Source organism: Faecalicatena sp. Marseille-Q4148 (assembly GCA_018228665.1).
Lineage (GTDB): Bacteria > Bacillota > Clostridia > Lachnospirales > Lachnospiraceae > UBA9414.
This window is the reverse complement of sequence record CP073692.1, coordinates 2,154,233-2,169,741: the sequence shown is the minus strand read 5'-3', so window position 1 is coordinate 2,169,741 and position 15,509 is coordinate 2,154,233. Positions and strand designations below refer to the sequence as shown.

At 39.6% G+C, this 15,509-nt stretch carries 12 protein-coding genes; all 12 read left to right on the top strand.

Annotated elements, in window-relative coordinates; translation table 11 throughout:
* Positions 1-32: 32 nt before the first annotated feature.
* The 12 genes from KFE17_10365 to KFE17_10310 all read left to right on the top strand — a co-directional run bounded on the left by KFE17_10365 (position 33) and on the right by KFE17_10310 (position 15,424).
* Entirely contained in the window at positions 33-2,303 is a 2,271-nt protein-coding gene (locus tag KFE17_10365; protein QUO31278.1) for a diguanylate cyclase, read from the top strand.
* A 187-nt stretch (positions 2,304-2,490) separates the two neighbouring features.
* Positions 2,491-2,949 (top strand): hypothetical protein, encoded by a 459-nt coding sequence (locus tag KFE17_10360; GenBank protein QUO31277.1) that lies wholly within the window; start codon positions 2,491-2,493, stop codon positions 2,947-2,949.
* A gap of 46 nt (positions 2,950-2,995) precedes the next feature.
* The gene (locus KFE17_10355) at positions 2,996-3,193 is read left to right on the top strand and encodes a hypothetical protein (protein ID QUO31276.1); all 198 of its coding nucleotides are present in this window, start codon (positions 2,996-2,998) and stop codon (positions 3,191-3,193) included.
* Positions 3,194-3,412: 219 nt separating this feature from the next.
* Complete coding sequence (locus KFE17_10350) at positions 3,413-4,630, top strand: winged helix-turn-helix domain-containing protein (protein QUO31275.1); 1,218 nt, start codon at positions 3,413-3,415, stop codon at positions 4,628-4,630.
* Between the two features lie 237 nt (positions 4,631-4,867).
* Positions 4,868-5,779 (top strand): hypothetical protein, encoded by a 912-nt coding sequence (locus KFE17_10345; protein ID QUO31274.1) that lies wholly within the window; start codon positions 4,868-4,870, stop codon positions 5,777-5,779.
* Complete coding sequence (locus KFE17_10340) at positions 5,775-6,464, top strand: polyphosphate polymerase domain-containing protein (GenBank protein QUO33690.1); 690 nt, start codon at positions 5,775-5,777, stop codon at positions 6,462-6,464. Before KFE17_10345 ends, KFE17_10340 begins: the two co-directional genes overlap by 5 nt.
* A 15-nt stretch (positions 6,465-6,479) precedes the next feature.
* Positions 6,480-7,157 (top strand): DUF4956 domain-containing protein, encoded by a 678-nt coding sequence (locus KFE17_10335; protein ID QUO31273.1) that lies wholly within the window; start codon positions 6,480-6,482, stop codon positions 7,155-7,157.
* Between the two features lie 44 nt (positions 7,158-7,201).
* Complete coding sequence (locus tag KFE17_10330; protein ID QUO31272.1) at positions 7,202-8,749, top strand: CotH kinase family protein; 1,548 nt, start codon at positions 7,202-7,204, stop codon at positions 8,747-8,749.
* 53 nt (positions 8,750-8,802) lie between these two features.
* Positions 8,803-10,968 (top strand): hypothetical protein, encoded by a 2,166-nt coding sequence (locus KFE17_10325; protein ID QUO31271.1) that lies wholly within the window; start codon positions 8,803-8,805, stop codon positions 10,966-10,968.
* Between the two features lie 158 nt (positions 10,969-11,126).
* A complete protein-coding gene (locus tag KFE17_10320) occupies positions 11,127-12,122 on the top strand; it encodes a HEAT repeat domain-containing protein (GenBank protein ID QUO31270.1) in 996 nt (331 codons plus the stop codon).
* Positions 12,106-13,509 (top strand): glycosyltransferase, encoded by a 1,404-nt coding sequence (locus tag KFE17_10315; protein QUO31269.1) that lies wholly within the window; start codon positions 12,106-12,108, stop codon positions 13,507-13,509. Before KFE17_10320 ends, KFE17_10315 begins: the two co-directional genes overlap by 17 nt.
* Positions 13,510-13,534: 25 nt before the next feature.
* Complete coding sequence (locus tag KFE17_10310) at positions 13,535-15,424, top strand: metallophosphoesterase family protein (GenBank protein QUO31268.1); 1,890 nt, start codon at positions 13,535-13,537, stop codon at positions 15,422-15,424.
* The last annotated feature ends 85 nt before the right edge of the window (positions 15,425-15,509 follow it).

Below are 15,509 nucleotides of genomic sequence, written 5' to 3'. Positions count from 1 at the left end.
GAATACTGGGATAAGAGTAAGGCGGTATGAAAATGCAGGAAAGAAAAAGTAAGAAAACACAAAGAGTGATTGCAGTTGTTTTTTTTATAGTGCTGATACTTGTATTGATCAACATATATTTTGTGAATTTTGAGAGAAACGTTCAAAAGGAAGAGCAGAATAATGCCGTCGTTTCCCTGTCAGGATTAGCGAATCAGGGAGCGGAGATTGTTGAGACGAAAATCAATCTTTCCATGAGCTTTCTGAGAAATCTTGCAGAGACATTAAAAGATACGAAAGATATTCAGCAGGAAGAGAATTTTGAATATTTGCGGAAAGTTCTGAAAGACGAGAATCTGGATATCCTGCGGTTTGGAATTGCACTGCCGGACGGGAATGCGATCACTACAGCAGGAAAGACATTGAATGTAGGAGAGCGCGAATACTTCCGTGAGTGCATGAAAGGTCATGAGATCATTACCGGCTCTATGAAATCTAAAATTATAGATGAGGAGATTATTTTTCTTGCAGTTCCGATATATGGAGAGAAGGACACGGTAAGAGGTGTTCTTTACGGGGTGATCGAGTGCGATTCGTTCCAGGTATATGACAACGTGGAGATGGGCGGCATAAAAAGCGAGATGTACATCATCGACGGAGAGGGTAATTATGTGACCAACTACGGAAAGGCGTTAGCTGATAAGGAAGAAACGAATTTCTTTGAAGAGATTGAGGATTTGGAAACATCGGTAGACATAGAAAAGATACAGGACAAGCTTATGGCCAGGAGCCCAATGTATCTGGAACTTCAAAGAAAATCCGGAAGAGAGTACGTCTATATTACACCGATCAATATCAATGGATGGTCTGCTGTCACAGTGGTAAATGAAGAAACAATTGAGGGAAGGGTTCATTATCTGGCAGATTCCGTATCGCTTTTGACGTTCCAGGTAGTGCTTACACTGACGCTGTTTGTGATAGTGATCTACTATATGATCTGGTCGGAGAAGAAGAAAGTGGAACAGATGAATCAGGAACTTCAGATACGGGATAATATTTTCCAGGTGGCAGTATCTGAGTTGGAGAGTCAGGTATTTCTCTACGATGCTCAGAAGGATGAGATGAGATTTCTAAGTAATAACAGCTATGAGAAGCTTCAGCTTCCTCAGACGATTCAGAATGTTTCAAAAGAAATGCTGAAGTATTTCAGTGAGACAAATCAAAAGACCATGGCGCGGGCAATCGCGGAAATGTTTGATGACCTGGAAAACGGACGGGAAGAATCGAAGAAACGGATTATTCTGGTGCGGGGAGAACAGACGTATTATTATGGAATCAAGATTATTCATTTTTATAACGCCAGCGGCGAACCGGTTCGTTCTATCGGAATGATATATGATATTTCAGAGAATTATGAAAAAGAGCTGATGTTAAAGCGGGAAAAGAAGATGCGAAGCTTTTTCATGTCAGATGTGATCGGCGTATATGAGATCAATGTAACGCTTGACCGTGTACTCGGACAGACAGAGGAGGCGCATAATTCGAATATGACCTATACAAGAATTCTGAAAGAATTTGCCGAAAAGTGTGTTGCCGAAGAGTTCCGCGAGGAAATCTGTGAGAAATGTTCCGTAGACAGTCTCAGAATACGGTTTCTCTCAGGAGAGAATAATTTCATCCGGGAATACAAATATTTGCGGGATGACGGAACGACTTTCTGGGTGGCATGTGAGACGCATCTGGAGAGAGACGCTCAGAGCGGCAATCTGATTGCATTTGTTACGGTAAGGGATATTGATGATAAGAAGCGGAAAGAATTGTATCTGGAAGAGCGGGCGGTTGTAGATCCTCTGACGAAGGTCTATAATCGAAGCGCCGGAAGACAATATATTATGAAGGCATTAGCAGAAATGCGTCCGGGAGAGACAAGCGTGTTTATGCTGCTTGATCTGGATCATTTCAAACAGCTGAACGATACGCTTGGCCATATGTGCGGAGATGAAGCACTGAAAGATGTGGCAGAGATTTTGAAGAGTCATTTTCGAAGGTATGATATTGTATGCCGTCTGGGCGGCGATGAATTCGTTGTATTTATCCAGCGAATACCGTTGGAGGTTCTTGACAGAGTACTTACAAGCCTTCTCAAGAAAATGGAACTTGTCTATGAACGGGAAGGAGTCAAAGTCGCTATTACCATTTCAGCAGGCATAGCGCTCGTACCGGAGCACGGAAGTACTCTTGAGGAATTGTACGAGAAAGCAGACCGGGCGCTGTATCAGGTAAAGAATACGACAAGAAATGCATATAAGATATACGAAAAATAAAAATATGTATGGAAACAAGCTGTTGAGATAATTTGATAATTGCCGTCGGTAGAACGCAGAGGATGACTCTTCGTTTCGTCTGGCGCAATGGTCTGGATGCGGACTTTTGGAATATCATCTTGTAGAGTTATTAGCTTCATGGTAATCTATTATTCAGAAAGAAGATAAGAAGGAGAGGCCTGGATATATGCAAGCGGAATTTACAGTATCTACACTTAGAATCTGTGTTGATGCGATTAAAACATTAGACAGCGATATAAAGGGCAGTATCTGTGGAATTGCAGTGAAAGATGAGATGGCGTTTAATGGAAGTTCAGAGCTTTTTATCTTGATTGACAGAATACTTGATAGGATTGGAAGACCTCAGCCGTCCCGCCAGACAAGAAGTTTTCGGGAATCTGGAGAAAACGAGATCACAGCATATCACAGTATTTCGGAGATATATCATACACCGGAAGAAATCAGGAAGTATTTCGGCAGTGTGATGACGAGAGATGTGACATTTATTTCTAGGCTTAGAAGTTCCTGGCAGGGAATTATGTGGGATGAACTGGGAAATATGATTGGAGAATTTGAGAGTGATCTTGAATTTATTAGCCTTTTGTATGACCGTGGTGTGACCGGCGGAGAGTATAATGACCTATAAGCGTAAGGTCATGCTGTCGGAAAAAAGGTCAGAAGGAGGAAGCCAGATGTCAGTACCACATAAAAAGTGCAGTAACAAAGGCGAAACATTCGTTATTAGTGTCAAATGCAGGCAGAATCATACGTGGCAGGGGACTGTAAAGTGGATTGAAGGGCAGAAAGAAATTCCATTTCGGAGCGTCTTTGAATTAATCAAATTGATAGATTCCGCGATCGAACTGGAAGAAAAGGAAGCAGAATGGTAGACATTGCAGAGTCAGAAATGATCTGCAATGTTTTTCTATATTAATCGCAGATTTGATATACGGTGACAGGTTCACAGCAGACAAATATCTGTATAAAAAGTAGATTGTGTAAGTATACAGATTTTACTTGTGAAACATATAGAAAAGATATATGATATTAGTGTATTTACTACATATTTTAAGAGAATGCAGATAAAATTTGAGGGAAGAGCAGGTATTATGGAGAAAGCTAGCGTAAGAGAGTATCCGGAACTGAATGTTAGAATGTTCGGGAATTTTCAGATGATGAATAAAGATGGGGTACTGACTGCGGAGAATATACATTCCGAGATGCTGACCAGACTGCTGACTTATATGATATGCCATAGGGATAAGAGCCAGACAGTGCAGGAGCTTATTGATATGCTTTGGCCGGAGAATGAAAGTGATAATCCGATGGGGAAACTTAAGAATCTGATGTACAGACTTCGGAACCTTTTGAAGAAAACGTGGGGAGATTATGATTTTATTATAACCGGTCGGGGAATATATCAGTGGAATCCACAGATTAGAATGAAAGTAGATATAGAAGAATTCGAAGCGTGCTACAGCAGTCTTGCGGGTGAAAACAGTGTTGAAGAGCATCGTGAGAAGGGAGAAAAAGCAGTTGAGTTGTACAGCGGCGAATTTCTTCCGGAATTATCGGCAGAATATTGGGTGATATCGATGTCTACGTATTATAGTACATTGTATTTGGCAACAGTTAAGAAGTTGGCGGCGCTCATGGAACAGGAACAAAGATATGCTGATCTTGAGCATTTGTGCCGAAAAGAGCTTAGGGTTGAGCCGTTAGATGAGGACGTGCATTGCTATCTTCTCAGAGCGCTGATTGCGGAGAATAAGCACCAGGCAGCGGCTGAGCATTATGAGAAGACAGTTAAGTATTTCTATGATATGTTAGGGGTACGTCCATCGGGAGAGATGCAGGCGATTTATGAGGAGATGCAGAAGCGTCAGCATGAGCATGAGAGTAATATTGAAATTATCCATGAAGAACTAAAGGAAAAAGAGCATCCGACAGGTGCGTTTTTGTGTGAATATGGAGTCTTTCGGAAGATTTATGCACTTGAGTCAAGGTCAAGCAACCGAATGGGGATTTCTATTCATCTTGCATTAATGAGTATGTATCTTGATCTGAAGTACTTTAGAAATAAAGATGACTACCAGAGACAGTTAAGTGAAGGGATGGGCATTCTGGAGAAGACGTTACTCGGAGATCTTAGGAATAGTGATGTTATATGTCGTTACAGTGCGAATCAGTTTCTGCTCATGCTTCCGGCATGCCAGTATGAGGACGCCAAGATGGTGGTTAATCGGCTGAAGGATAGATTCTATCAATCAGGTAAGACAAAGAGAGTAGTTCTGCAGTACAGTATTGATGAGATCAGCGTAGGATAATTAGAAAAATAAATAATGAATAATGAAAGAGAGGCATCTTCCATAAATTCCACTGGAAATTTATGGAAGATGTTTTTTTGTTTCTGTTGAAAAAATAAAGAAATTTTTAAAGAATTCAAATTTGTGACTGGTGTGTGACTTGTTGAATTTATACTAAGAACATAATATGTGAGAATAGAGATTTTTTATGATTCCATAGATTAAAATGACTAAAAAGGTGGATGGAGGAGAGATACCATGAAAAGTGATAAAAAAAGAAATCGCTTAAGTATCTATTTTTATGGGTACAGTTTAGTATCTATTTTTACATTTATGTTGACAGTATCTGGTTGTGCCGGGAAAGGAAAAGAACAGGAGAAGGTATATCAGGAAACGGGGATGTTTGAGTGGGCAGAGGAAGCTGTTCGTGAACCAGAGGAAGCGCTTCACCTTGCCGAGAAGCTAGAAATTACCAGGTGGTATCAGGAAACAGATGGTACAACAGAAGCAGAGTCGACAAGAGAATTTGTAAAAGTCTTACATAACAACAATATAGAAGTGTATGCGCTCCTTGGTGCTGTAGAATGGGGATATGAAGAGAATGGAGCAACACTGCTGGCACATCTAGAGAAAATTGTTCAGTATAATATGCAGTCTTCAGAAAAAGAAAGGTTTGACGGAGTTATGTTGGATATAGAACCGTATATATCGGATTATTGGAAGGAAAATCCAGAAGAGTATATGGACAGATATATAAGTTGTATGAAAAAAGGATATAAATTCGCTCAAAAAAATCATCTCCGCACAGCGATTTGTATACCACGGCATTACGATGATCAAGGATTGACTGCAGGACTTGAAGAACTGATAAAAGAGACCTGTGATGAAGTGGCAGTTATGAATTATAGTTGCGGTAACGAAATTGAGGCAATTAAAACAGAGGCTGTGCTTTCTGAAAAATACGGAAAGGAGTTGCATTGCATACTGGAGTTTCAGGAGGTAGGAAAGCATGGTCTTACAGAAAAAGAAACTTATCGGAATAAAGGAATCGATAATGCAAAAGAGACTTGGGAGGAACTTCAAAAGGAATATGAAAATATAAATGTGATAAGAGATTATCACTGGAGCAGTCCCGTAAGAGAAATGTTGGAGGAAAAGGATGCAGATTAAAAAGGTATTTCGTCAGGAAAAAAAATTTCTGATAAGCGGTGAACAGTATTATCGCTTTAGTCATCAATTTGCCGAATTATTCAAAGAAGATTCTCATAACGGTATCGACGGATACATGGTACGTTCTCTGTATTTCGATACATTGGGAAATAAAGATTTTGAAGAAAAATTGGCGGGCGTTGAGTGCCGTAGGAAGATGCGGCTGCGGATTTACAATTTCCAAGATATGACAGCACTCTTGGAGATGAAGCAAAAACAGGGAAGCAATCAGTTGAAGCGTTCCTTGACTATTTCCAGAGAACATGCGGAAGAATTAATGAAGGAACATTATGAAGTACTCCTTGAATATGATGAGCCCTTTGCAAAAGAATGTTACGGAGTGCTTAAGATGAATTGTTATATGCCGAAAGTCATTGTTGAATATAAGAGACGGGCATTTGTTTTCAAGGAAAATGACACAAGGATTACTTTTGACAGCAATATATCAGCGTCAAAAGTAACCGGACGATTTTGGGAAGAACATGCGGGCTGTTTTCCGGTTATGCATCCGGGGTGTGTAGTAATGGAAGTGAAATATAACAATTTTCTGCTGTCTTATATAAAAAATATTTTGCGGATCAGTAATAAAAGTGAGATGGCAGTCAGTAAATACGCACTTGCCCGTCAGGCGGTTTTTAGATTTTAAGGAGGAGAGATTTAAATGAACAGTTTTTTGAATGAATTAATTCAACAGGTAGAAGTTTTAAGTATTACAGAAATTGTAACTCAAGTTCTTGTTGCGGCAGCGCTTGGGTTTGTGATTTATCTTTCATACTATATGTCACATACAGGTACAGTATACAGTCGGAAGTTTAATACAAGTCTCGTTGTACTTGCTGTTTTGACAACAGTGGTTATGACTGCGATCGGTAATAACGTGGCATTATCACTTGGTATGGTCGGTGCGTTGTCAATTGTCCGTTTTAGGACGGCTATCAAGGATTCGAGGGATACGGTATACATTTTTTGGACAGTAGTAGTCGGTCTTACATGTGGAGTTGGAGATTACATAACAGCGGGAATTGGAAGTGCAATTGTGTTTCTGATACTTCTCATTCTTGGCAGAATTAAGAATGAAAGTCGTATGCTTTTGATTGTGCGGGGAGCGAGAAGTACGGATAAAAGAATTATGTCTGTTGTCAGTGAATATTTTTCGCGGAGAATTGATTTGCGAGTTGAAAATACGACGGAACAGACGATAGAACTGATTTATGAGATTCCGCTGAAAATATTTGAGAAAGCAAGCAACCGTGCGGAGAGTATTGCGGACTGCCTGTATGAGATTGAACATGTGGAATATGTGAATGTGGTTGCTCAGGATGATGATATTAGCAATTAATGATTTTATTGTGTAATTCTTGAAATAGTCAAAGGAGGAATATTTTGAAAAACAAATATCGGGTACTGATTATAGCGGCGCTTACAGTAATCGGTACGTTTTTGGCTCAGACAGAACTGGGAGGAAAGGAATACAGGACACATCAGCATATCGAATATCCATCAGTAGAAGATACAATCCCGAATGCGCAGGAAGCGATAAATACGGAGCAAATATCAGAATCTCAGTATAACAGCGAGGCAGTAGACACAGAAAAATTGAAAACACATTTGCCCCTGGTGAAAATAGAAACTGGTGAGGAAATTCCCGGAGTACCATATTATGAAGAAGGATATTCACATAGAAAGTATACGACTACGTCAGAAGGAGAAAGTGAACTTATCGCAACAATGCAGATTATTGACAATCAGGACACATATAATACCGTCAATGACAATCCGGCAGTCAGTACAAATATAAGCATAAGAGTCCGGGGAAATACTTCGAGATGGTTTGATAAAAAATCTTATGCGATTACGACAGTGGATGGAAAGGGTACTGAACAGGATAGGAGGATAATGGGCATGGAGGCGGCGCATGACTGGGCGCTCCACGGCCCGTTTTTAGATAAGACTCTGATGCGTAATTATATGGCTATGAATTTTTCCGGTGAGCTTATGGATTTTGCACCGGATGTTAGGTTCTGTGAGGTGATTCTGAATGGGGCGTATCAGGGTGTTTATGTAATGATGGAAACTATCAGTAGAGGTGAGGGAAGAATAGATATAGAGCGCCCCAACTTAACGAAAAATGTTACAGGATACATTGTAGAAATTGATAATGCTACAAGCCTTCCGGTATCTGCATTGAATAATTTTACAAAATATGCATCTGTACTTAGAAAGGATTCATTTTTTGATCTTGTCTATCCGGGAGAAGAGCAGATTACACCTGCAATAAAGGACTACATTGAAAAAGATCTCAGTAAATTTGAAAAAGCGTTATATTCTTATGATTATGATACGCTTGCTTACGGATTTGATAATTATGTCGATATTGAAGAATTTGCTGATTATTTTATTATTGCAGAAGTATTTCTTCAGCATGATACGGGGAATCTGTCTACTTATTTTTATAAAGACGTAAATGGAAAAATCAAACCATGCCTGTGGGATTTTAACAATGATCTCAATAATATAAGTACGGACAATGAAGATGACTTTTATATACGACAGTTTGTTTCTGTACAGGCACCATGGTTCTGGATGATGATAAAAGATGAGAACTATATCAATCTGATCATCAACAGATATAGGGAATTCCGGCAGGGAATATTAAGCAATGAAAATGTTCTGCAGTATATAGAGGATGTAACAGAATATCTTGGAGAAGGTGTAGACCGGAATTATGCTGTATGGGGATATAGCTTTCATTCGGAGAATCTTGACAGCCGAAACAAGCTTCATCCAGATGAAAGAAATCCGGAAAGCTACGAAGAGGCTGTGGGTCAGATGACAGATAAACTGATCGGGCGGTTGGAGTGGCTGGATGAGAATATTGAAGTCTTAAAACAATACTGCCATGAATCTGCCGTTAAAAAATTCAACCACTGATCAGTTTTAAACGGAAAAAGACAGCGGCTCATGAAAGATTACAGGAGATACATATGAAAAAGTTTATTATAGCATGTACAGCAGTCATTATAACGGTGGCCTGCTGGATGTTTGTTTCTGACAGGATAGGGAGTTCCTTTAGTTTTAACATGAATAAAGAGGTGGAAACGTTTACAACAGTTTCAGAGAAGGAGATTCTTGTGGATACTGGGAATGGAATGGAGCCGTTTGAAATACGCGGTGTTAATATAGGAGTGGGAATTCCAGGTCATTTTGCCACAGATTATGCCATTGATAAGGAAACTTATCTTAGATGGTTTCAGATGATTAAGGATATGGGAGCTAACTGTGTAAGGGTGTACACCCTGTTGCAGGACGATTTTTATGATGCTGTCTGGGAATTTAACCATGATAATCCCGATCCACTTTATGTTATTCACGGAGTATGGATCGATGATTATATTCTTTATTCACACAGAGATGCCTACAGCAAGGATTTTCTTAATGAATTTCTGAAGGATTGCAGGATTCTGGTGGATATGATACATGGAAATAAGAGCTTTTCATTAGGAGAAGATCTTGGAAGCGGGAGTTACACAAAAGATATTTCTCCGTGGGTACTGGGATATATCCTCGGTGTAGAGTGGGAAGATACGACAGTTGCTTTTACGGATCATATGCAGGAGGAGAAGGATTCATACCAGGGAAAATATATGCGCACAACAGAAGAAGCAACGCCTTTTGAAGCAATGCTTGCGCAGGTGGGGGATAAACTTATAGAATATGAAACAGAAAAATATTCGAGTCAGCGTCTGATTGCTTTTTCTAACTGGCCAACAACAGATCCGCTTGAGTGGGATCAGCTTGTAGAATGGTATTTTAGAAAATTTGAACAGGTGGATGTAGAGCATATAAAAACGACAGATGAGTTCCTAGCCGGACAGTTTGCATCTTACCATATTTATCCGTATTTTCCGGATTATCTCGGATTCATGGATGTTTTGGGTATGGAGATTGAAAGCAGAGAAGAATTTACAGATGAAGATGGAACCTTTAACTCATACAGGGCATATCTGACTGAAATAAATGCACATCATACCATGCCGGTTATTATCTCGGAATATGGAGTTCCTTCTTCGAGAGGAAGAGCACAGTCGGATCGAAATACAGGGCGTTCACAAGGTGGGATGAGCGAGAAGGAACAAGGAGAAGCACTGTTACAGTGCTATCAGGATATCATGGCATCGGGGTGCGCTGGATCTGTAGTGTTTACCTGGCAGGATGAATGGTTCAAGCGAACGTGGAACACGATGGCTTATACAGATTTGACAAAGACGTGCTACTGGAGCGATTATCAGACGAATGAACAGTATTTTGGTATTCTATCTTTTGATCCGGGTGAAGTAGAAAGTGTCTGTTATGTTGACGGGGATGTTTCGGAATGGGAAGAAACAGATATAGTGATGGAGACGGATACAATGTCGCTTAGCTGTAAGTATGATGAAAAATATGTTTATTTCAAAGTTCACAAGGACGATTTTCACTTTGGAAATGAAACACTTTATATTCCGATTGACACGACACCGAAATCAGGCAGCAGAACATGTGACAGCATAGCACCGGTATTTGAACGGGAGGCAGATTTTGTACTGATTATTTCGGGGCGAGAGGACACCAAAATTCTTGTACAGGAAAGATATGAAGCGCTGAGAGCAATGTATTCTCAGAGGGTTTATGGTGAAGACGCATATTTAAATGTTCCTAAGAAAGACACTGGGAAATTTGTTCCGATACATCTGATGCTGCAGATTGCGAATGATCCAAGCTTCGAAATCACCCCGGAAGGATTCGAAAGTGCAGAGACTTTTGATACAGGAACACTTACGTATGGAAACGGAAATCCGGATTCAGCGGATTTCAACTCATTGTCTGATTTTATTGTAAATGGGGATGAAATTGAAATCAGATTACCTTGGTCTTTGTTGAACTTCTATAATCCTTCGGAGATGATGATTCATGATGATTACTATGAAAATTATGGAATAGAAGGAATGGAAATTTCAGAGATGTATGCCGGCATAGGAGCAGATGCAAATATCCATCTTCCTATTAAGATGGGAACGGTTGAATTGGAAGGATGGGGCACAAATCCCACGTGGCACGAACGGTTAAAACAAGGATATTATGATCTACAGGAATTGTGGAAGGATAAGGATTAAATCCTAAAGGGTGGTTAATATATGAAAGGGCGATAGTTTTCATGGTATTTCAGGTAAATTTATTAATTTATTTATATATGGCCATATGTATATGTCTTTTGTTGTTTAATATGGTTTATTTCGCCAGAGACTTTTTTAAGAGAAAAAGAGATCCTGAAATGGTGAGAAAGTATATGAACAAACTGTGTGAAGTGTTGGAAATATCAGGCGTCGAAAAGATATCCGAAAAAGAAGAAAAGTTCTGGATCAGAAAATTGGGCAGATGTTCTGAACTTATTTTATTCCAACAGGCAGTAGAAGAACTGGAAGCGAAGGGCGAACAGGAAAAAATAGAAAAATGGATCGGAAATAACAGAGATTTGTTCTATAAGCTCAGCAGCGTTTATATGAAAAAAAGAGGTATGGAGAAAGCGTTTATGGCATACATCATAGAGCAGCACCATCTGTGCAGTCCAGGAGCAAGAGATCCGTTTGCACTTCAGATGGAATGGCTTGTATTGGATCATTCTATTTACTGCCGAGAGAATGCACTCTATGCCTTATATGCTGGTGGACAGCCTGTACACGTGATAAAAGCATATCACATTTTGACAAGAATGCGGATAGAACACAGCTCAAAAATGGTAACAGACGGACTGCTTTCTTTTCAAGGGGACAGAGAATTGCTGGCTGAAGAATTATGGAAAAACTGGACTCATTTTGCAACCTATTACAAAATATGTTTTGTAAACTTTTTCCGGATGATATCAGGAAACTTTACCGAACGACTCCTTACTGTTCTTGAAGATGAGAAAAATGACAGAGAACTTCGGTTTGCAGCAATTCGTTATTTTCGAAAGTATAGGTATGACAAGGCGAGGGAATATCTGTGCTGTCTGGTTGAGGACTGGCGTGAATCAGATTGGGAATATGCTGCGCTCAGTGCACTGACCCTTGAATCATATCCCGGGGAGAGGACTATCGAGGCATTGAAAAAAGGATGCGAAAGCCGAAGTTGGTATATTCGTTATAATAGCGCTCAATCCCTCGGAAAATTAATTGATTACGAACGAAAAGAAGAATTCATACAGACAGAAAAGGATGTATATGCAAAAGAAATGATGGAATATAAATTTATAGGAATGGAGGAAAGTACAGATGATGGATGCGATTAAACTGTTTTTGTTTTTTGTTGATGTTTTCTTTGTTATCTATTTGATTGGTTACAGCACCTTCCTTTTTCTATCAGTTGTTGTAGGAGCATCGGAGCTTTATGAGAAACGAATGGACGAAAAGATGAAAGGGACGCTCCGTCATGATTTTTACATTCCCATCAGTATAATTGTTCCAGCACACAACGAAGAAATGACAGTTGTAGATACGGTTTTTTCACTTCTGGAGCAAGATTATAAACTTTATGAAATCATCGTTGTAGATGATGGATCGACAGATCGAACAGTAGACTATCTGGTGGATGCTTTCCACATGAAAAAAATAAAAAGGCCGATTAGAAGAAGAGTTCACTGCAAGAAGGAGCTGGCGATCTATGAAACAGTCTATAATGGGATTTCCATTACTTTGGTCCAAAAAGAAAATGGAGGTAAGGCGGACAGTCTGAATATGGGGATTAATATATCAAATTACCCTTATTTTATCTGTATGGATGCAGATTCGATGCTGCAGCGTAATTCTCTTTATGAAATAGCAAAACCAATACTGGAAGATGACAGAGTAGTAGCCAGTGGCGGTCAGATTGCGGTATCTAACGGTATCCGATTAGTAAAAGGTGAAGTAAGTGATTATAGTATGCCTAAAAAGCTGATTGTAGCAATGCAGGTGCTTGAATATGAGCGTTCTTTTCTTGCTTCCAGAATCTTTATGAACCGTTATAACGGAAACCTGATTATATCAGGGGCATTTGGAATATTTAAAAAGGAGACAGTTCTTCTTGCAGGTGGATATGACTCTACCACAATGGGAGAGGATATGGAACTTGTTGTGAAACTTCATGTTTTTTGCAGATCAAATCATATTGATTATTCTATACAGTATGCGCCAGATGCAATCTGCTGGAGTCAGGTACCGGGGAACCTCAAAGATTTGATGAAACAAAGAAGACGATGGCATATCGGACTTTTTGAAAGTCTGACAAAATACAAAAATGCGGTGGGGAAAAAAGAGTACGGACTTTTAGGGGCGGTTTCGTTTCTATATTTCTGGATTTATGAGCTGCTTTCGCCGTATATTGAAGTCTTTGGAATACTGACGATTATCCTTTCGTATGCAGTAAATCTAATTAATGAGCCTTTTATGATATTGTTCTTTCTAGTATATGCAGCATTTGGGTGCATTCTTACGCTTATATCATTTTTCACCCGTCTGTATATGAAAAAAATGCGCATATCATGGAAGGATGTGCTGAAAGCTATATTTTTAAGTGGATTTGAGCTGATAGGACTGCGATTTATTCTTATGATTGTGAGGATGAATGCACTGATCGGGTATCGGAAATATAGAGATACATGGGGAACTCTTAAAAGGAAGAAGCATGAGAGAGAATAGTACGATACCTGGCGGAGGAAGTTGTATGAAAAAGGGAAATGAAGGATGCGATATGAACAGGAAATACGAGAAATTTAAACTGGTAGGAGGAACTCTTCTCGCATTTTTTATTTTGGTGGCGGTAAGCGGGATTGCTTTCCTTCAGAACCGTTATGCTGATGAAAATATACTTGAAGATGAACTGCTAGAAATTCAGGGAGATGAAAAATTTCATTATGTAAAAACGGGGATAACATATTGGCAGTATAAGGATACAGAAGGAGAACCATCGATTGATAGCGGCGGAAAACGCTGGAACGAAGTCGGCTATCAGACTGAAGGCTGGAAAGAGGCCAAAGGAAGTTTCGGAAGCTATTATGGAGAACTAAACGATCGTGTGGGAAAATATCCCTCGAATCTGCTGAACTATTATTCTGCTAAAAAGAAAGCCTTACCGGTCTATTATTTTAGGACAGAATTTGAGGTGGAAGATGCCGGAGAGCTATTTCAACTTTTCGGGGAAATACAGTTTGATGATTCTGTAATCATATATCTAAATGGAACAGAAATATACAAAGATAATGAACCGACAGAAGGATATGAGCCAGGAACCGGGTATGGAGCAGAAAAGGGAGTGGAAACATCCTGGAACCGGGTTTTTACCGTAGAAAATACTGCTGTACTAAAAGACGGAACAAACTGCATTGCAGTTGAGGTTCATCAGATGCATGAGGACAGTTCCGATGTTTATTTTGATTTTAAGGAGTTTAAAGGAACGCCGGAGTGGAATGGGATAGAAACTCTCGAGGCCAACGGTCTTATCCTGCAGCCTGGTGATACAAACAGCCAAATGTTAGTTAATTGGTTTGCGCCTCAAAAGGGAGGCTATAATGTGCAATATTGTAGAAAAGCAGAGGATTTTCTCAATTATACAGAGTTGGAAATGGAACGAGTTGAGATAGAAGGGCAGTATTGCTATAAGGCAAGATTATCGAATCTTCGAGCCGGTGAGACTTACAGCTATAGATTATGTGACAGAAAAACCGGCGCACGTTCAGAAGTTTTTGAGTTTACGACTGCAAAACAGGGAGAAGGAGTAAATTTTTTATTTGCCGGAGATCCTCAGATTGGCGCCGGAGAAAGTGCACAGCAGGATGGAGAAGCGTGGAAGAGGACGCTGGAGGTAGGAAAGCAGATTTTGCCGAAAGCAGAATTTCTGATATCGGCAGGCGACCAATGTGACAGTTCGAAAACGGATATAGCAATAGAAGAATACTATGAATTCAGAAGTCCGGATGAACTGAAACATATTCCGGTAGCGGTGAACAAAGGGAATCATGACACCGTAAAAGAGATTTATGAAGAGCAGTTTATGCCGCCGGGTGTACAGAATGATGCGAATTACTATTTTGCTCGTGATGGAGTTCTGTTTTTCGCATTGAATTCAAACAGCAGAAGTTACGCAACTCAGATAGAATATTTAAAAAAGGCGATTCAAAATACAAATCCGGAATGGATTGTTGTCACGATGCATTATTCTATGTTCAGCGCAGGACCGCATTCAGATGAGGAAAAAATACTGAATCTTCGAAAAGCGTATAGCAAAGCATTTTCTGAATTGAATGTAGATCTTGTACTGTCCGGTCATGATCATCTGTATGCGAGAACATATTTAATGGAAGGAATGAAGTCTACCGGAAATGCGTCTGGACTAAAAAATCGAGGAGAAACACTATATCTGTCCGGGACATCTTCTACCGGAAGCAAGTTTTATGAGGAAGAGAGTGGGGAAAAAGATTATATTGCCTTTTATGACGGTGAAACAGAGAAAACACCTCTGATTTCGGCTGTTACAATACAGGACAAGACACTTACAATAAAAACAGTGCGTACCACGGATATGAGTGTTTTTGATGAAATTACTATTAGAAAATAATCTTCTAATCGAGAAGTTAAAAAAGTGATTTGAGCCAGTGCGGTCTTTTGCTTTTGGTATTTGTGTTTTACTTATGTAACTGCTA

Coding starts and splice junctions, on each gene's coding strand:
- KFE17_10335 (QUO31273.1), top strand. CDS start 6,480: ATGAACAGTTTTTTGAATGAATTAATTCAACAGGTAGAAGTTTTAAGT.
- KFE17_10310 (QUO31268.1), top strand. CDS start 13,535: ATGAAAAAGGGAAATGAAGGATGCGATATGAACAGGAAATACGAGAAA.
- KFE17_10345 (QUO31274.1), top strand. CDS start 4,868: ATGAAAAGTGATAAAAAAAGAAATCGCTTAAGTATCTATTTTTATGGG.
- KFE17_10320 (QUO31270.1), top strand. CDS start 11,127: ATGGTGAGAAAGTATATGAACAAACTGTGTGAAGTGTTGGAAATATCA.
- KFE17_10355 (QUO31276.1), top strand. CDS start 2,996: ATGTCAGTACCACATAAAAAGTGCAGTAACAAAGGCGAAACATTCGTT.
- KFE17_10365 (QUO31278.1), top strand. CDS start 33: ATGCAGGAAAGAAAAAGTAAGAAAACACAAAGAGTGATTGCAGTTGTT.
- KFE17_10350 (QUO31275.1), top strand. CDS start 3,413: ATGGAGAAAGCTAGCGTAAGAGAGTATCCGGAACTGAATGTTAGAATG.
- KFE17_10325 (QUO31271.1), top strand. CDS start 8,803: ATGAAAAAGTTTATTATAGCATGTACAGCAGTCATTATAACGGTGGCC.
- KFE17_10315 (QUO31269.1), top strand. CDS start 12,106: ATGATGGATGCGATTAAACTGTTTTTGTTTTTTGTTGATGTTTTCTTT.
- KFE17_10360 (QUO31277.1), top strand. CDS start 2,491: ATGCAAGCGGAATTTACAGTATCTACACTTAGAATCTGTGTTGATGCG.